This window comes from Streptomyces sp. NPDC006512 (genome assembly GCF_040611935.1).
Taxonomy (GTDB): Bacteria; Actinomycetota; Actinomycetes; order Streptomycetales; family Streptomycetaceae; genus Streptomyces.
On sequence record NZ_JBEXPG010000064.1, the window covers coordinates 1 to 16,818 of the forward strand.

Annotated in this window: 16 protein-coding genes and 1 tRNA gene; 5 read left to right on the forward strand and 12 right to left on the reverse strand. The window is 73.0% G+C overall.

What is annotated here, in order from left to right; all coding sequences use genetic code 11:
* Nucleotides 1-61 precede the first annotated feature (61 nt).
* From ABZZ17_RS32550 to ABZZ17_RS32585, 8 genes are all read right to left on the reverse strand, one after another.
* Nucleotides 62-1,051: a D-2-hydroxyacid dehydrogenase family protein gene (locus ABZZ17_RS32550; protein ID WP_356881518.1), complete on the reverse strand. Its 990-nt coding sequence runs from the start codon at nt 1,049-1,051 to the stop codon at nt 62-64.
* Nucleotides 1,048-1,995, reverse strand: a complete 948-nt coding sequence (locus ABZZ17_RS32555; protein WP_356881520.1) for an aldo/keto reductase — start codon at nt 1,993-1,995, stop codon at nt 1,048-1,050. The genes ABZZ17_RS32550 and ABZZ17_RS32555 overlap by 4 nt, the downstream gene beginning before the upstream one ends.
* Nucleotides 1,996-2,205: 210 nt before the next feature.
* Complete coding sequence (gene merB, locus ABZZ17_RS32560; RefSeq protein ID WP_356881522.1) at nt 2,206-2,874, reverse strand: organomercurial lyase; 669 nt, start codon at nt 2,872-2,874, stop codon at nt 2,206-2,208.
* A gap of 100 nt (nt 2,875-2,974) precedes the next feature.
* A complete protein-coding gene (galK, locus tag ABZZ17_RS32565; protein ID WP_356881524.1) occupies nt 2,975-4,132 on the reverse strand; it encodes a galactokinase in 1,158 nt (385 codons plus the stop codon).
* Entirely contained in the window at nt 4,129-5,166 is a 1,038-nt protein-coding gene (galT, locus tag ABZZ17_RS32570; protein ID WP_356881526.1) for a galactose-1-phosphate uridylyltransferase, read from the reverse strand. The genes galK and galT overlap by 4 nt, the downstream gene beginning before the upstream one ends.
* A gap of 14 nt (nt 5,167-5,180) precedes the next feature.
* Nucleotides 5,181-6,989 carry a beta-galactosidase family protein gene (locus ABZZ17_RS32575; RefSeq protein WP_356881528.1) on the reverse strand — a complete coding sequence of 603 codons (1,809 nt, stop codon included), beginning with the start codon at nt 6,987-6,989 and terminating at the stop codon, nt 5,181-5,183.
* Between the two features lie 424 nt (nt 6,990-7,413).
* Nucleotides 7,414-8,211, reverse strand: coding sequence for a sugar phosphate isomerase/epimerase family protein (locus tag ABZZ17_RS32580; RefSeq protein WP_356881530.1), 798 nt, complete (start codon nt 8,209-8,211; stop codon nt 7,414-7,416).
* The gene (locus tag ABZZ17_RS32585) at nt 8,208-9,281 is read right to left on the reverse strand and encodes a LacI family DNA-binding transcriptional regulator (RefSeq protein WP_356881532.1); all 1,074 of its coding nucleotides are present in this window, start codon (nt 9,279-9,281) and stop codon (nt 8,208-8,210) included. Before ABZZ17_RS32585 ends, ABZZ17_RS32580 begins: the two co-directional genes overlap by 4 nt.
* 203 nt (nt 9,282-9,484) lie before the next feature.
* Between ABZZ17_RS32585 and ABZZ17_RS32590 the strand changes: the two genes are divergently transcribed.
* From ABZZ17_RS32590 to ABZZ17_RS32600, 3 genes are read left to right on the forward strand one after another with little or no spacing between them, the layout of a single operon-like run.
* A complete protein-coding gene (locus ABZZ17_RS32590) occupies nt 9,485-10,636 on the forward strand; it encodes a Gfo/Idh/MocA family oxidoreductase (protein ID WP_356881534.1) in 1,152 nt (383 codons plus the stop codon).
* Nucleotides 10,633-11,793, forward strand: coding sequence for a dihydrodipicolinate synthase family protein (locus ABZZ17_RS32595; RefSeq protein ID WP_356881536.1), 1,161 nt, complete (start codon nt 10,633-10,635; stop codon nt 11,791-11,793). Before ABZZ17_RS32590 ends, ABZZ17_RS32595 begins: the two co-directional genes overlap by 4 nt.
* Complete coding sequence (locus tag ABZZ17_RS32600; protein WP_356881538.1) at nt 11,790-12,629, forward strand: sugar phosphate isomerase/epimerase family protein; 840 nt, start codon at nt 11,790-11,792, stop codon at nt 12,627-12,629. The genes ABZZ17_RS32595 and ABZZ17_RS32600 overlap by 4 nt, the downstream gene beginning before the upstream one ends.
* Nucleotides 12,630-12,792: 163 nt before the next feature.
* Here ABZZ17_RS32600 and ABZZ17_RS32605 read toward each other — a convergent pair whose 3' ends face one another.
* Nucleotides 12,793-13,698: a hypothetical protein gene (locus ABZZ17_RS32605; RefSeq protein ID WP_356881540.1), complete on the reverse strand. Its 906-nt coding sequence runs from the start codon at nt 13,696-13,698 to the stop codon at nt 12,793-12,795.
* Between the two features lie 262 nt (nt 13,699-13,960).
* On the opposite strand from ABZZ17_RS32605, the gene ABZZ17_RS32610 reads away from it, so the two are divergent.
* Both ABZZ17_RS32610 and ABZZ17_RS32615 read left to right on the forward strand, forming a co-directional pair.
* Complete coding sequence (locus tag ABZZ17_RS32610; RefSeq protein WP_356881542.1) at nt 13,961-14,341, forward strand: VOC family protein; 381 nt, start codon at nt 13,961-13,963, stop codon at nt 14,339-14,341.
* 115 nt (nt 14,342-14,456) lie between these two features.
* Nucleotides 14,457-14,690 (forward strand): hypothetical protein, encoded by a 234-nt coding sequence (locus ABZZ17_RS32615; RefSeq protein ID WP_356881544.1) that lies wholly within the window; start codon nt 14,457-14,459, stop codon nt 14,688-14,690.
* 98 nt (nt 14,691-14,788) lie between these two features.
* Here the strand turns inward: ABZZ17_RS32615 and ABZZ17_RS32620 are convergent, their stop codons facing one another.
* The 3 genes from ABZZ17_RS32620 to ABZZ17_RS32630 form a co-directional block, all read right to left on the reverse strand.
* Nucleotides 14,789-15,574 (reverse strand): tRNA(His) guanylyltransferase Thg1 family protein, encoded by a 786-nt coding sequence (locus ABZZ17_RS32620; protein WP_356881546.1) that lies wholly within the window; start codon nt 15,572-15,574, stop codon nt 14,789-14,791.
* A gap of 172 nt (nt 15,575-15,746) precedes the next feature.
* Nucleotides 15,747-15,823 (reverse strand) — tRNA-Trp (locus tag ABZZ17_RS32625).
* Between the two features lie 54 nt (nt 15,824-15,877).
* On the reverse strand, nt 15,878-16,615 hold the full coding sequence (locus tag ABZZ17_RS32630) for an ankyrin repeat domain-containing protein (RefSeq protein ID WP_356881548.1): 738 nt from the start codon (nt 16,613-16,615) through the stop codon (nt 15,878-15,880).
* Nucleotides 16,616-16,818: the final 203 nt, after the last annotated feature.

Sequence of the window (16,818 nt, forward strand, 5' to 3'; positions counted from 1 at the left end):
CGTCACCACCGTCATCGAGGATCATGTTCGGACCGGCATGCCCCGGCCAGGTCAGCGCCTGCTACGGCAGGACGCGTACGGGTGAGCCGTCGAGGAAGGCGAGGACGTCCTCGACGGCTTCGCCGTAGTAGGTGGCGTAGTTGGCCCGCGTGACGTAGCCCAGGTGCGGCGTCGCGAGGAGGTTCGGGGCGGTGCGCAGCGGGTGCCCGGCGGGCAGCGGTTCGGTGTCGAAGACGTCCAGGGCCGCGCCCGCGATGCGCTGCGCGCGCAGGGCGTCGAGGAGGGCGTCCTGGTCGACGATGGCGCTGCGGGAGGTGTTGACGAGGTAGGCGTGCCGACGCATCAGGGCCAGCTCGGGGGCCCCGACCAGGCCCCGGGTCCGGTCGCCGAGCGCGAGGTGGACGGAGACGAAGTCGGCCTCGGCGAGGAGTTCCGCCAGGGATCCGGCGAGGTCCACGCCCACCTCGTCGGCGCGTTCCTTGGTGAGGTGGGCGCTCCAGGCCGACACTTCCATGCCGAAGGCGAGGCCGATCCGCGCGACCCGGCTGCCGATCTTGCCGAGGCCGAGCAGACCGAGGCGCCGCCCGTGCAGGTCGGCGCCGATGGTGCGCTGCCAGGGGCCCTCGCCGGAACGCAGGGCCGCGCTCTCGGCCGCGATGCCCCGGGCCAGGCCCAGGAGCAGGGCCCAGGTCAGCTCGACGGGCGGGGTGGAGGAGCTGGCGGTGCCGCACACGGTCACGCCGGCGCGCGCGGCGGCCCCGTAGTCGATGACCGAGTTGCGCATGCCGCTGGCGACCAGCAGCTTGAGGCGGGGCAGCCGGTCCAGGAGGCCGGCCGGGAAGGCCACGCGTTCGCGGAGGGTGACGACGATGTCGAAGCCGGCCAGGCGGGCGGCGAGTTCGTCCTCGTCGTCGAGGTGGTCGGCGAAGGTGAGCACCTCGACGCCCCGGGCGGTGACTGGAGACCAGTCCGCGAGGGTGGTGGCCGCGCCCTGGTAGTCGTCGAGGACGGCGCAGCGCAGCGGCCCGGTGGCGGCCCCGGCGACCGTCATGCGGGTGTTCCGGCCACGGCGTCGATCTCCGCGAGCAGTTCCTCCTCCAGTGGCCGGTCGGCGACGGCCGCGTTGGCGCGCACCTGCTCGGCGGAGGTCGCGCCCGCGATCACGGAGGCGCAGCCGGGCTGCGCGGACAGCCAGCCGATGGCGAGTTCCAGGACGGTGCGGTCGTACTTCTCGGCGATCGCGGCGAGCGCCTCGACGGTGTCGAGGCGTGCGTCGGTGAGGTAGGCGTCGCGACCTTCGAGGCGGGAGCCGGCCGGGACGGGGGCGCCGCGACGGATCTTGCCGGTGAGCAGGCCGTTGGCGAGGGGGAAGTACGGGAGGACCCCGACTCCGTAGTGCAGGGCCGCCGGCACGAGGTCCCGTTCGGCGGACCGCTGGAGCAGCGACCATTCGTTCTGCGCCGATACGAAGGGGGCCGCGCCGGTCTCGCGTGCGACGTGGGCGGCTTCGGCGAGCTGCCAGCCGCTGAGGTTGGAGTGCCCGATGTAGCGGATCTTGCCCTCGGTGACGAGTTCGGTGAGCGCGGCGAGGGTCTCGGCGATGGGGGTGGCCGGGTCGGGGCTGTGCAGCTGGTAGAGGTCGATGTGGTCGGTCTCCAGGCGGCGCAGGGAGGCCTCGACGGCGCGCCGGACGTAGGCGCGGCCGCCCCGGGATCCGGCGGCGGGTCCGTACCCCATGTCGACGCCGTCGTAGCCGAACTTGGTGGCGAGGACGACCTGGTCGCGGCGGCCCTTGAGGGCCTGGCCGAGGTGGCTCTCGGAGCCGCCGGCGCCGCCGTAGATGTCGGCGGTGTCGAGGAGGGTGATCCCGGCGTCGAGGGCGGCGTCGACGACCGTGCGGGTGGCACGGGCGTCGAGACGGCCGCCGAAGTTGTTGCAGCCGAGGCCGACGGCGGAGACCTGGAGTCCCGACCGGCCCAGGGGGTTGTAGCGCATGTGGTTCGTTCCTCCGCGATCGTCCGGTGCCTGAACAGCGAAGTGATCAGTCTAGGCTGGCGCGTTGGCCGGCGGTACGGCGTCGCGTGAACAATCCGAGACGCCTCCGGCCGCGCCCCCGGCGGGTGCCGGCGGAGGTGACGGCGGGGAGGCGTTGGGGGGCTGGGCGGGGGGTGGTCGGTCGCTTCGGCCGGTTGTCGGGCCGGCCTGTCAGAAGAGGTCGGCGAGGCGTTTGCCGACGGACCAGGCCTCGGCCACCGAGCAGACGGCGAGGTCGGGGTCCCGGTCTGCCGCCGCCCGGGCGAGGTCGGCGGTGGCGTAGAAGTTGACGCGGTCGCAGAACACCTCGCGGATGTCGGCTCCGGTGGCCGGGGCCAGGGTGACGGCGGCGTCGGCCGGAACCAGGTCGCGCACCCCGTCCGGGGTGACGGTGAGGGAGACGGGAACGCCGGTGGCGGCGCAGCGTCCGGTGACCTTGCTGGAGGCCTCTTTGAACACCACGGGGAACATCAGCACGTCCATCACGCACCAGCCGTAGACCCGCTGCCCCCGGAGCTCCATGGAGTACGGGCGCGCGGAGTTCAGGGACACTCCTGCGCCGACGATGTCACCGGATCCCGGTCCGGAGTCCTGGATGCCGTGCCAGGTCTCCACCCCCGTTTCCGCCTCCGTCTCCAGGTCGAACTTCATGGCGTGGAAGCGGGAGAGCACCTCGTCGGCCGGCCAGCCGAGCAGTTCGCCCGCCTTCTCCGGGGAGAGCGGACCGTGCCGCAGGAGGCCGTCGACGACGACGGCTCCCGCGGCCATGAGCTCGACGCCGGTCGGCGAGGTCCATTTGGCGACGAGCCGGTCCGAAAGGTCCTGCACCCGAGCCTTCACCGATTTCCTCCTGATTGCCGCTTTCACCCCGCTTCCAACCTACTGGACGGCAGGCCGACGCGGCCGGTGCCGCCTCGGCCACGCCTGGCCCGCGGTACGGCTACAGGATCCGGCCCGCGCCCGCGGAGGGTACGGCCCGGCTCACCCGCGGGGCGGTGAAGCCCGCCGCCGCGAAGGCGGCGACGACGGCCCGGGTGATCTCCGCCTCGGCGTCCGCGTCGATCAGGGCCAGGGCGGAGCCGCCGAATCCGCCGCCGGTCATCCGGGCCCCGTACGCGCCCGCCGCGTTGGCGGTGGCCACCGCGAGGTCGAGCTCGGGGCAGGACACCTCGTAGTCGTCGCGCAGCGAGGCGTGGCCCTCGGTCAGCAGCGGCCCGGCCGCCCGTAGCCGTCCGGCGCGCAGCACCTCCTCGACCCGCAGGACCCGTTCGTTCTCGGTGACGACGGGCCGTACCCGGCGGCGCGAGACCGGGTCGCCGAGCCGGGACAGGGCCTCCGGCAGGTCCGCGTACGGCAGGTCGCGCAGCGCGGGCAGTCCCAGGGCTGCGGCGGCCCGGTGGCAGGAGGCGAGGCGTTCCGCGTAGGCCCCGTCGACGAGGTCGTGCTTGACCCGGGTGTCGACGACGAGCAGCCGCAGCCCGGAGGCGGCGCAGTCGAAGGGGATGTGCCGCTGTTCGAGGCTGCGGGTGTCGAGGCGCAGGGCATGCCCCTCGGTGGCGCAGGCCGAGGCCGTCTGGTCCATGATCCCGCAGGGCACCCCGACGTACGCGTTCTCCGCGCGGCGGGCGAGGGCCGCCAGCGCCGCGCCCGCGAGCGGGATCCCGTACAGCCCGGTCAGGGCGAGGGCGGTGGCCACCTCCAGGGCGGCGGAGGAGGACAGGCCCGCCCCGGCCGGTACGTCGGACCGTACGTGCAGGTCGGCGCCGCCGATCGGGAGGCCCGCGTCGAGGAGCGCCCACGCCACCCCGGCGGGGTAGGCGGTCCAGCCGGCGGGGCCGTGCGGGGGGCGGGCCGGGTCGAGCGCGGCGAGGTCGAGGGTGACCACGCCGGAGGGGACGTCGGCGGAGTGGAGTCTGAGGCTCCGGTCGGTGCGGCGGGCAGCTGCCACCTCCGTGCGCTGCGGGAGCGCGAAGGGCAGCGCGAAGCCGTCGTTGTAGTCGGTGTGTTCACCGATGAGGTTGACCCGGCCGGGCGCGGCCCACACCCCTTCGGGCGGGATCCCGTACAGGTCCCGGAACTGCTGCGCGGTGCGGCTCACGGGCCGGCCACCTCCCGCAGCCGGGCGGCGGCGTCCTCGGGGCGGACGTCGTTCATGTAGGCCTCCATGCCGGATTCGGTGCCCGCCAGGTACTTCAGCTTGTCGGCGGTGCGCCGGACGGTGAACAGCTCCAGGTGGAGCGCGAAGTCCTCGCGCCCCTCCCCCGTCGGCGCCTGGTGCCAGGCGGAGATGTACGGGGTCGGGCCGGGCGTCCCGAAGAGCCGGTCGAAGCGGCGGAGCAGTTCCAGGTAGAGCCCGGGCAGTTCCGCGCGGGCCGCGTCGCCGAGCGCGGGCAGGTCGGGGACGCGGTGGTGCGGGTAGAGGTGGACCTCGTACGGCCAGCGGGCGGCGTAGGGCACGAAGGCGCTCCAGTGCTCCCCCGCGAGGACGAGGCGGCTGCCGTCGGCCCGCTCGGCGGCGAGGACCTCCTCGAAGAGGTTGCCGCCGGTGCGGTCCCGGTGCGCGGCGACGGTGGCGAGCATGCGTGTGGTGCGCGGGGTGACGAAGGGGAAGGCGTAGATCTGGCCGTGGGGGTGGGCGAGGGTGACGCCGATCTCGGTGCCCCGGTTCTCGAAGCAGTAGACCTGGCGGACGCCGTCGCGTGCGGAGAGTTCGGCGGTGCGGTCGGTCCAGGCGGCCAAGACCAGCGCAGCGCGTTCCTCGTCGAGTTCGGCGAAGGAGGTCCGGTGGTCGGGGGTGAAGCAGATGACCTCGCAGCGGCCGGTGTCCCCGGCGAGGGAGGGGAAGCGGTTCTCGAAGACGGCCACCTCGTAGTCGGGTGCCGGGATCTCGCTCGCGCGGCCGGGGGCGGAGGGGCAGAGGGGGCAGTCGGTGGCGGGCGGGAGGTGGGTGCGGCCCTGGCGGTGGGAGGCGATGACGACGGCGTCGCCGAGCAGCGGGTCCCGGCGCACCTCGGAGGAGGTGCGGGCGACTTCGAGGGGGCGGGTGTCGGGGACGGCGCGGGCGGCGCCGTCGCCGGTGTCGTAGTAGAGGATCTCGCGACCGTCGGCGAGGCGGGTGCTCGTGCGCTTCACGTGCGGATCTTCTCTCACTGGGGGATGACGGCGGTGGGCCGGCCGAGGTCGGGACGGTCGCGCAGCGGGAGTTCGGTGCCGGGGCGTTCCAGTTCGAGGAGCACGATCTCGTTGGCCCCGGAGCGCCACAGGGGGGCGGGTGCGTAGAGGGTGCGCTGGGGGCCGCGCGGGGTGTCGTAGTGGCCGAGGAGGAATCCGTTCAGCCACATCAGGCCGGTTCCCCAGCCGGAGACGTCGATGAACCCGTCCGCCGGGGGCTCGTCGAGGGTGTGGGAGAAGCGGTGGAAAGCGGGCTCCCCCGCCTTGGCGGGGGCCGTCGGGTTCGCACGGTCGGCGGTCGGCCAGTCGAGGGCGGTCAGGTCGGTGAGGGGCAGTGGGGTGATCTCCCACTCGAACAGGTTCTGGTGGCCGTGGCGGACTCCGCGCCAGATGCCCTTGCGGTCGTCGAGCAGCGGCCCGTAGTTCACCCGGCCCTGCGCCCGTACGAGGATGTCGAGGACCACTCCGGACTCCCCGACGGGCAGGTCGATGCCCTCGTCCGGGGTATTGCGGTCGAGGACGCCCACGGGTTGGCCGTCGGCGAAGAGGTACGCGCGGTCCCCGAGCCCGTCGATCCTGACGGGCATGGCGGGGCGCGGGCCGGTGACGGTGGTGCGGTAGTGGATCAGTCCGTGGTCCTGGCCGAGCTTCTCCATGGACTCGGGGGCGGGGCGCGGGACGGGCTCGCCGCCGAGGGGGCGGAGCGCGGCGAGGAGCGGCGCGCTCCCGGCCGGGACCGCACTGGCCGGGGTCATCCGGGGTGGCGGGGCGGGCAGCGGGCCGTCGGGGAGGGGCAGGTACCGGCCGATGACCTCGCGGAAAGCGTGGAACTTCGCGGTGAGTTCGCCCGCCTCACCGATCGGGGCGTCGTAGTCGTAACTGGTGACGGTGGGCTGGTAGCCGGGGTCCGTGGGGCGTGATCCGGTGTGGTTGGCGCCCGCCCCGTAGCCGAAGTTGGTGCCGCCGTGGGCCATGTAGAGGTTGACGGAGGCTCCGGTGGCGAGGAGTTCGTCCAGGGAGTCGGCGGCGTCCCGGACGTCGCGGACGTGGTGGCCCTCGCCCCAGTGGTCGAACCAGCCGATCCAGAACTCCATCGCCGCGAGGGGGCCGGTGGGCTGGTAGCGGCGCAGGGCGTCGAGGCGTTCGGCGGGCCGTGCTCCGAAGGTGGCGGTCGCCAGCCGGCCGGGGAGCGTGCCGCCCTGGAGCATGGCGTCCTCGGGGCCGTCGGCGGTGAACAGCAGGCAGTCGAGGCCGCGTTCCACCAGGGCGCGGTCGACGTGGGCCCGGTAGCGCGCGTCGTTGCCGTACGAGCCGTACTCGTTCTCTATCTGCGCGGCGACCACCGGGCCCCCGCGGCTCGCGAGGTGGGGCAGCAGCTCGGGGACGACGAGGTCGAACCAGCCGTCCACCTCGGCCTGGAAGCGGGGGTCGGAGCAGCGCAGGTGCAGTCCGTCGACGGCGAGGAGGCGGGCGGGCAGGCCTCCGAAGTCCCATTCGGCGCAGATGTAGGGGCCGGGCCGGACGATCGCGTCGAGTCCGAGGTCCTGGGCCGTTCGCAGGAAGCGTCCGATGTCGCGCCAGCCGGTGAAGTCGGCCTTGCCCGGGGCGGTCTCGTGGAAGTTCCACGGTACGTACGTGTCCACGGTGTTGGCCCCCATGGCCCGCAGCCGACGCAGCCGGTCCTCCCACAGCTCGGGATGGACCCGGAAGTAGTGCAGGGCCCCCGAGACGATGCGGTGGGGGCGCCCCGCCCGGCGGAATCCGTCCTGGTCGTGCGTGAGCATGCGGTGTCTCCCGGAAGAGGTCGAGCTGCCGTGAGGTGCGGGATGCCGCCGAATATATGAACGTCTCCTCCACCCCGTCAATGACCGGTTGAACGAAATCAATCGAATCGATCGATTCGGTTGTTCACGACGCCGGGGACGGCCCCGTAGGGTGCGCCCACAGGAAGGCCTCACCGGCGCCGACAGGCAAGCCCGTTCCTGTACGTGAGACTCCTTCCGCGCCTGACCATCCGCACGCAGGGGCAGCGGCCGGGTCGCCCCGAACGGCCATCTGATTCGATCGAAACGCTCATTCCAGGCCGCCCCGTGCGACCGGATCACTGGGCGGCGAGGTGGAGCGGCCGGCGGCCACCGCAGTCGAGGAGCTGGGGCGGTACCCGCGCCGCCCGGGCTTCCGTCACCCCGTGGACCGGGGCCGCCTCCCCTACTTCGCCGGGCGGCCTCGCGCCACCAGCCGCTCCAGGTGCTCCCGGCCCGCCCGCAGCCGTCCGGCCAGTTCGGCGGCCTCGGGGTACCAACGCCGCTCGTACTCCCAGCAGAGCCAGCCGTCGGTCGGTGCGGCGGCCACCGCCTCGGCGAGCGGCAGCACACCCGCGCCGAGAGCGAGCGGGGTGAGCTCCCGCGCCGACGCCACGTCCTTGACCTGTACGTAGCCCAGGTGCCGGCCCAGCCGTCTTCGCGACTCCCGCGCCTCCTCCCCCGCCAGCCAGGTGTGCAGTACGTCCCACAGGGCTCCCGCCGCGGGATGCGCCACCTCGTCCAGTACCCGGGCGGCAGCCGCCGCGCTGCGGTGCGAATCGTGGGTCTCCAGCAGGATCCGCACCCCGTGCCGGTCGGCGAACGGTGCCGCCTCCCGCAGCCGGCGCACGGCGTTGGCATCGGCCTGGGCCGGCGGCAGCTCCCCGCCTCCTGGGAAGATCCGCACATGGGGGGCCTCCAGATCGGAGGCGAGCCGGACGAGGGCCCTCAGCTCGGCGAGGACGGGCTCGTCCTCCCCGGGCGCCGCCACCCGGGCGTAGCCGGCCACGCCGAGCACGGTCACTCCGGCTCCGGTGACGGCCCCGAGCCCTGCGGCCCGGTCCGCGGGCGGGCTCCCCGGGTGGAGCGGTTCCTCGGGGTGGGCGCGCACTTCGAGGCCGTCGAAACCGTGTTCGGCAGCCAGCGCGGCGCTCCGCGCGAGCGGGGTTCCGGGCATCCCCAGCGTCGAGAAGGCGTACTTCACGGCCCGCTCCCCTCGGGCGGCGGGGCCGTGGAGCCGCGCACCATGAGCTCGGTGGGCAACGTGGTGATGCCTCCCGGGGGTGGGGACCGGCGGCCGGTCACCAGATGGGCGGCCAGCACTCCGGCTTCACGCAGCGGCACGCGGACGGTGGTGAGGGCGGGTGCGGTGTCCACGCAGAACGGCAGGTCGTCGAAGCCGGCGACGGAGACGTCCTCGGGGATGCGTAGGCCCGCTTCACGCAGGGCGGCGGTGACGCCCGTGGCGACGGTGTCGTTGGCGGCCGCGACGGCCGTGAAGGGCTTCCCGCGCCGGAGCAGTTCACGCGCCGCGTCGTAACCGGCGGACCGCTCGAAGCCGGCGTGCACGGTGAGCGGAGCACAGGCCTCGGGCAAGGCGGGGTCGTGACGCGTCAGGGCGTCCTGGTGTCCGGCGAGCCTCTCCCTGCTGGTGCTCAGTCCGGGCGGGCCGGCCACGTAGGCGATGCGCCGGTGGCCGAGCGCCAGAAGGTGTTCGGCGAGCCGGAAGGCGCCTCCTCGGTCGTCGAACATGACGGTGGCGACCGGCAGTCCGCCGTCGACGGGCAGCGGCGGGCGGCCGCACAGGACCACGGGCGATCCGGTGGACGCTATCCGGGAGACCCGTGCGGCCAGCGCGGCGGTGTGGTCCGGATCCTCGACTGCGCCGCCGGTGAGGACGACGCCGCCGGCCCGCTGCCCTTCCAGCAGGGTGAGGTAGGCGATTTCGGCGGCGGGGGCGCCTTCGGTGTTGCAGACGACGGCCAGTCGGCGCGGCTCCGCCCGGTCGGTGGTGTCCAGGGCCCTTTGGAGGGAGCCGGCCAGGACCCCGAAGAAACTGTCGGCGACGTCGTGGACGAGCACCCCGATCAGATCGGAGGTGGCGGCCGCGAGCGCCCGGGCGGGACCGTTGACGACGTATCCCAGTTCTTCGACGGCCCGTTCCACCCGGGTCCGCGTGCCGCCCGCCACCGGGTAGCCGCCGTTCAGTACGCGCGAGACCGTCGCGGCCGATACGCCCGCGTGCGCCGCGACCTCGGCAAGCGTGATCGCCATGCCGCACCTCTCCTTCTGCCCTCTCGGGCTGCCCCCGGTCATCGTCTCATCCGGTGTGTGGATCTCCATCGTCACCGATTCAGCAAGCGCTTTCTATCCCTCGAACGAGTGTTGCCCTGCACTGAATTCAGGTCCTAGGCTGATGAGACAGAAAGCGCTTTCTATCGAATGGGCACGACCGACGAGAAGACGGAGGGGACCCCGTGGAACGCAGGACGATCACGATCGCCATGAACGGCGTGACCGGACGGATGGGATACCGGCAGCACTTGGTCCGGTCCTTGCTGGCACTGCGCGAGCAGGGCGGGCTGGACCTCGGCGACGGATCGGTGATCTGGCCGGAGCCCGTTCTGGTCGGCCGCCGGGAGGACGCGCTGCGGGCCATCGCCGAGCGGCACGGCCTGGAACGGGTCAGCACCGACCTGGAGGCAGTACTGGCCGATCCCACGGTGGACGTCTACTTCGACGCCCAGGTGACCGGTGCCCGCGAGCCGGCGGTCCGGCAGGCCATCGCGGCCGGGAAGCACGTGTACTGCGAGAAACCGACCGCGCTCACCTTCGAGTCCTCCCTCGAACTGGCCCGGCTCGCTGCGGCGTCCGGGGTCAAGCACGGCGTGGTCCAGGACAAGCTCTTCCTGCCGGGCCTGCTCAAGCTGAAGCGGCTGATGGACAGCGGCTTCTTCGGAGAGGTCCTCTCCGTACGCGGAGAGTTCGGCTATTGGGTGTTCGAGGGGGACTGGCAGGCGGCGCAGCGCCCGTCCTGGAACTACCGGACGAGGGACGGCGGCGGAATCGTCGCCGACATGTTCCCGCACTGGGAGTACCTGCTGCACGAACTGTTCGGCCGGGTCCGCACGGTGCAGGCCCTCACCCGGACGCACATCGGCCGCCGTTGGGACGAGGACGGAAAGCCCTACGAGGCCACTGCGGACGACGCCGCCTACGGCATGTTCGAGCTCGAGGGCGGAGTCGTCGCGCAGATCAACTCCTCCTGGGCGGTGCGGGTGCACCGTGACGAACTGGTGGAGTTCCAGGTGGACGGTACGCACGGCTCGGCCGTCGCCGGGCTGCGCGGCTGCCGGATCCAGCACCGGGCCACGACACCCAGACCGGTGTGGAATCCGGACCTGCCGCAGGCCGAGCCCTTCCGCTCCCAGTGGCAGGAGGTACCGGACAACACCCCCTCGGACAACGGCTTCAAGGCCCAGTGGGAGCTCTTCCTGCGCCACGTCGTACGGGACGAACCCTGGCGGTGGGACCTGCTGGCCGGAGCCCGTGGGGTGCAGCTGGCCCAGCTCGGGCTCCGCTCCTCCGCCGAGGGACGGCGTCTCGTGGTCCCCGAGGTGACCCTGTGAACGGCATCCGGCTCCCTTCGGTGGACGGCGGGTTCCGGCTGCACCGGCCGAACACCGCCCCGCTGCCGGCCCTCGTCGCCGGCCCGGCCCGCAGCCGTGCCTTCTACGCCGCCGCCCACGTGGTCGCCGACCCGCTCGCCTCCTCGGCCGACAGCGGCCCTGCGGTCGACTGGGAGACCACGCTCGCCTTCCGGCACCGGTTGTGGGAGCGGGGGCTCGGGGTCGCCGAAGCCATGGACACCGCCCAGCGCGGGATGGGCCTCGACTGGCCGGCAGCGGCAGAACTGATCCGCCGCTCGGCGGCCGAGGCCCGCGCGGCGGGAGGCGCGATCGTCTGCGGAACGGGCACGGATCAGCTGGCTCCGGGCCGGCCGCATTCCCTGGCCTCGATCACCGGTGCCTACGAGGAGCAGCTCGCGCATACGGAGGCGTGCGGAGCCCGTGCCGTTCTGATGGCATCGCGGGCCTTGGCCGCGGCCGCCCGCGGCCCGGAGGACTACCTGGAGGTGTACGCGGGGCTGCTCCGCCAGAGCGCCCGCCCGGTCGTGCTGCACTGGCTCGGACCGATGTTCGATCCCGAACTGGCGGGTTACTGGGGCCACGAGGATCCGGCGGCGGCCACGGACGTCTTCCTGAAGGTCATCGCCGAGCGTCCGGAGAAGGTGGACGGCATCAAGGTGTCGCTGCTGGACGCGGAACGGGAGGTCGAGATCAGACGGCGGCTGCCGGCGGGGGTCCGGTGCTACACCGGCGACGACCACCACTATCCGGAGCTCATCGCCGGGGACGGGAATCTGGCCAGCGACGCCCTCCTGGGGATATTCGATCCCATCGCCGCCATTGCCTCCCGCGCCGCGTCCGCCCTCGACCGGGGTGACGCGGACCGCTTCCGGGAGCTGCTGGATCCGACGGTCGCGCTGGCCCGGCACCTGTTCTCCCCGCCCACCCGCCACTACAAGACGGGAGTGGTTCTCCTGGCCTGGTTGGCGGGCCACCAGGAGCACTTCACGATGGTGGGCGGGTTCCAGTCCGCCCGTTCCCTCCCCCACCTGGCGACGGCGTACGAACTGGCCGACCGGCTCGGTCTGTTCCCCGATCCCGGGCTCGCCGAAGCCCGGATGCGCCGGCTCCTGGACGTGTACGGGGTGTCCTCGTGAAGGCCGCGACGGCCCCGGCCCGGCTCAGCCTGAACCAGGAGACGATCCGCCAGTGGTCGGTCCCCGAGCTGGTCGCGGGGTGCGCGGCGGCGGGCGTGGGCGCGGTGGGGCTGTGGCGGGACCCGGTGCGGGAGTTCGGGGTGCGGAAGACGGCGAAGCTGGTCTCCGGGGCGGGGCTGCGGGTGAGTTCGCTGTGCCGGGGCGGATTCTTCACCGCCGCCGATCCGGCCGGGCGGGCCGCGGCGCTCCGTGACAACCGGCGGGCCGTCGAGGAGGCGGCCGAGCTGGGCGCGGAGGTGCTGGTCCTGGTCTCGGGCGGCCTGCCGGCCGGTGACCGCGATCTGGTGGGGGCCCGGCACCGGATCGTCGACGTGCTCGGCGACCTGACGCCCTGGGCCGCCCGTTTCGGCGTGCGGCTGGGGATCGAGCCGCTGCATCCGATGTTCGCGGCGGACCGCTGCGTGGTCTCCACCCTGGGCCAGGCCCTCGACATCGCCGAGCGGTTCCCGGCGGACCGGGTCGGCGTCGTCGCCGACTCGTACCACCTGTGGTGGGACGAGCGGCTGCCCGCCGACCTGCGTCGGGCCGGGAGGGGCGGGCGGCTCGTGTCGGTGCAGGTGGCCGACTGGGTGACTCCGCTCCCGGAGGGGGTGCTGCTCGGCCGGGGGCAGCTGGGCGACGGCTGCGTCGACCTGCGGGGATTCCGGGAACTGGCCGACGCCTGCGGCTATCGGGGGCCGGTGGAAGTGGAGATCTTCCATCCGGGCCTGTGGGCGCGGGACGGCTCCGAGGTGCTCCGGGAGGTGGTCGACCGGTACCGGCGGCACGTCGAGTAGGCGATGAACCGCGCGGGCGGCGGGCTTCGCCCGGTCGTACTCCCAGGAGCAGACCGGACGGAGGGCTTGCAGCACGGGGGCTTGGAACACGGAGCGCTTGGAACACGGAAGGCTTGGAATACGCAGCGCTTGGAACACAGTGCGGTCCGGCGGGGCGGCGGGCTCAGGCCGTGTAGTCGTATTTCATGCCGATGCCGAGAGTGCCCTGGGCCGGCAGCAGGCCGGTGCCGACGACGTCGAGCACGGGAGGGAGGAGCAGTTCCGCGAGCCGCGCCGTCTCGTCCAGGGTGAGTCCGGCCCACGGGGCGGTGGCGAGTTCGTCGGTGAGCCGCTCGACGGTGGTGCGCAGGGTGAGGCCCGCTTCGGTGGCCGAGGCGTCCGGGGCGAGCAGCCCCCGGGCGGTGAGCCGGCCCTCGGCGGCGCTCCACTCGTCCGCCGACCAGCCGCGGTTCTCGAAGGCCTCCACCGGGGCGGCCCCGACCCCGGCCTGGAGCACCAGCGACTCGACGGGGTCGAGGTGATGGGCCTGCAGGGCGGCGAGGTGGCCGTCGCCGCGGTGCTCGCGGAGGATGGTCGCCGCATGCCAGAGCACCGTGTGCGGGGCCTGCGGCCAGGGCAGTGCGGCGTTGGCCGCGGCCAGCGGACGGCCGGCGGTCGGGGCGGCCTCGGCGGCCCGGCGGGCGATCCGTGCGGCTTCCGCCAGGTCGCGGGAGTCGGTACGCGGGCCGAGCAGGGCGCGCAGGGCCCGGTCGGTGGCGGTGGCCCGGGCCGCGAGGACCCGCTCCGGCGGGGCGGTCCGCCACGCCCGGGATACGTGGCGTTCCACCATGGGCGGGGCGAAGCCGTAGAAGAGGGAGGTGACCAGCCGGGGTGTGACCGGGCCGAGGGGTGCGGCGCGGAACGCGAAGTAGAGGGGCCAGCGTTCGCCGGTGTCGTAGCCGAGGGAGCCCGCCTCCTCGTAGGACTCGGGAGCGAAGTAGGCGAGGGCGTGGAGCGGTTCGAGCAGCTGCCACAGCTTCCGGATCGCGGTCGGCTCGTGGGGTCCGCCGTGCGGCGTGCCGGTTGTCATGTTGCTCTCCCCCGAGGGCAGTTGGCGATCACCTGTACGGAGGGCAGCCTAGGCGGTCCATGGGCCAAGGGGCGGCTGGTGGCGCCGCGGAAACCCCTGAGGAACGGGTACGGAACCTCCCCGGGCCGGGGACCGGCAGGTCGGATTTCGCTGGACTTCACCCGGATGGCCTGTTTAGGATCATGAGACGGCATCGCGTGTCGGTCACCGACCGGGTGAGGCATGGAGGTGTCCGTGACGTGCCTTGCGGAGGCATTCACACATGTCGGTCCAGCTGAACCACACGATCATCCACTCCCGGGACAACCGGGAGTCCGCCGAATTCCTGGCGCACATCCTCGGTCTCGAAGTCGGCCCCGAATGGGGCCCGTTCATCCCGGTGAGCACCGACAACGGGGTCACCCTCGACTTCGCGACCATCCCGGCGGAGTCCATCGTCGCGCAGCACTACGCGTTCCTGATCTCGGAAGCGGAGTTCGACTCGGCGTTCGAGAAGATCCGGGCGGGGGGCGTACCGTATTTCGCCGACCCTCACGGCAAGCACCCGGGCGAGATCAACCACAACGACGGCGGCCGCGGCTGCTACTTCACGGACCCCTCCGGGCATGGGATGGAGATCATCACCCGTCCGTACGGCGGCTGACGGAAACGGCCCGGCTCGTTCCGCGGCTGCTCACGGGGCGGGCAGGTGGCCCCGCCGGGTGTCCGGGAACGAGCCGCAGCCGGTACCGGGGCCTCCCAGCAGCGATGATGGGTCCATGAGCAAGCCCCCTGCCTCCCGCCACCGCCTCCGCCTCGAGAACCACCAGGGCGACAGTTACACCGACAGCCACGGCCAGGTCCACCAGACCCTGACCGGACTCACCACCGTGACGTGCGCCTGCGGCATGCGAAGCGACCCGATTCCCAGCGACGACGCCCGCCTCGTGTACGAGCAGCACCGTCACCTGATCCGTGACGAGGTGACGCAGCACACCCCGTCCCCGCAGTAGCCCGGCAGCCCGCGCGGGTGCCGCGGCCCGGTTCCGCCCGTCACCGCACCCAGCGTTGACGGGCCGGCCGCGCGGAGGCGGCCGTCCGCGCCGCCGCCCTACGGGGCTGCCGACGTCAGGACCGGCATCGCGGGGATCATCCGGGCCAGCCACCCCGTGGGCTCGGTCGTGAAGTGCGGCGCCCCGTCGACCTCCCACCAGGAGCGGACCGCCGTCGTACGCGTGGTCTCCCTGGTCCGCTTGTCGACGTACTCGACGGCGCGCTCGCCGGTCAGCCTCGTCGCGACCTGGCCGCGTTTGCAGGCTTCGGGGTAGTCGTTCCAGTTCACGCCCTTCTCCGACCACAGGAGTTCCTGCATCTCGCCGGTGGACACGCGGTGGAGGCGCTTGTGGGAGAAGTGGGCCTGGGCCGCCATGGAGATGCTGTTGCGGACGGCGTCTCGCTGGCGCCACAGGAAGTAGTTGGCCACCTCCACCGGATCCGACATCGTGAACACGCGCGCGTCGAAGAGCGCCCGCCGGCCGGGGCGGCGCTCGTTGAGGACCGCGGTCGCCAGCGACGCGGAGACGGACAGCTGCTTGGCCACCACCCCGCCGAACCACGGCTCGGTGCCGGGGGTGGCGAAATCGGTGAGGAGCAGGCTGATCTCGTCGGACTGGGTGTAGGCGATCGCGGCACCGGCCGCCTCCGCGCAGAGGGCCTCGGTGACGGCGGCCATGTCCCCGACGAACGTCATGTCGAACGGCTTCTCCGCGTCCCGCAGGTAGGTGTGGAAGGCGCGGCCGTCGAGCCGGAGGATGGTGTAGGTGCGGCGGGGCAGGACCGTCTTGTGCGCGGCCTCGTACCGCTTCATGCGGTCGCCCAGCGCGGTGGTGTCGCTCATGCTGATCCCCCGGTTCGGTGTCCGGACCAGGCTATCCGCGCACCGGACCCCTGCCACCCACATTTCCCCGTGACCGGCGGGCAGCGGCGGCATCGGCGACTGGGGCAACGGAGAACGCCCACGCGGGAACGGCTTCCGCGTGGGCGTTCGGCGTGAACCCGCTGTTCACGTGTGGCAGGGGCGGCAGGAGTCGAACCTGCGACCTACGGTTTTGGAGACCGTTGCTCTGGCCATCTGAGCTACACCCCTTCGGCGAGACCAACCATGACACGGCCCGGGCCGAAGATCCACACGTTTCTTGTGTCAACTCGGCGGGATTTCGGCCCGGGTGAGCGCGCCGCGATCGCGCAGCCAGCCGGTCAGGCGGGTGTTCGTGCTGGTCAGGGCGATGTCGAGGGGGGTCAGGTCGTCGTAGCCGATCCAGTTGACGTCCGCCCCTTGAGACAGAAGGTATTGGGCCGTGGACAGCTGGCCGCCGTGGCAGGCTCCCCAGAAGGCGCTCGTGATCTCGCCCTCCGGCTGCGGGGAAGCGGCGAGCAGGGCGGTGACACGGTCGAGCAGGCCCAGGGTGGCGGCGTCGTGGAGGTCGGTGCGGGCACCGTGGGCGAGGAGGCGGCGGGCGGCCCGCCACTGGCCGAATCCGCGGGCGTCGGCGAGCGGGGTGCCGCCGCCGATGACGCCTCCCGGGGCCTCGATGTCGGCGCCGGCGGCGAGGAGGGCGTCGAGGGCGGTCACGTCGTCGTTGCTGGCGGCCCAGTGCAGCGGGGTCTCTTCGTGCGCGCCGACGAACCGCGCGGCCGGGTCGGCGCCGGCGGCCACGAGGGTACGGATGACCTCGGCGGTGTCCGGGTGGTGGCCGGGCCAGTCGGTCGCCACGTGGAGCAGGCTGCGCTCTCCTGCCGCCGGGCCGCGCCGGACGATGCGGGTGGCCGCGAGCCCGGGGTGGGCGTCCAGCAGGCGTCGCAGTTCGGGGAGGTCGCCGGCGCGGATGGCGGTGGTGACGGCGACGGCCAGCGGGTCGTCCGCTTCGAGTACCGGCATGCGCCCAGGGTACGGGGTACGGACTCCCGGGCGGCCGCCGCCCGTTGCGCCCCGGCGGGTGTCGCCGCCGCCCCGCCCGCCCGGCGTGCGGGACGAACCATCAGGCCCAGCAGGCCACAGCAGCCGGAATCAGTCACAAGTTACCTCGACGTATGTAGTGACTTACCAGGCAGGCGCGGTTAGAACTTGTTCTCACTCCGTCG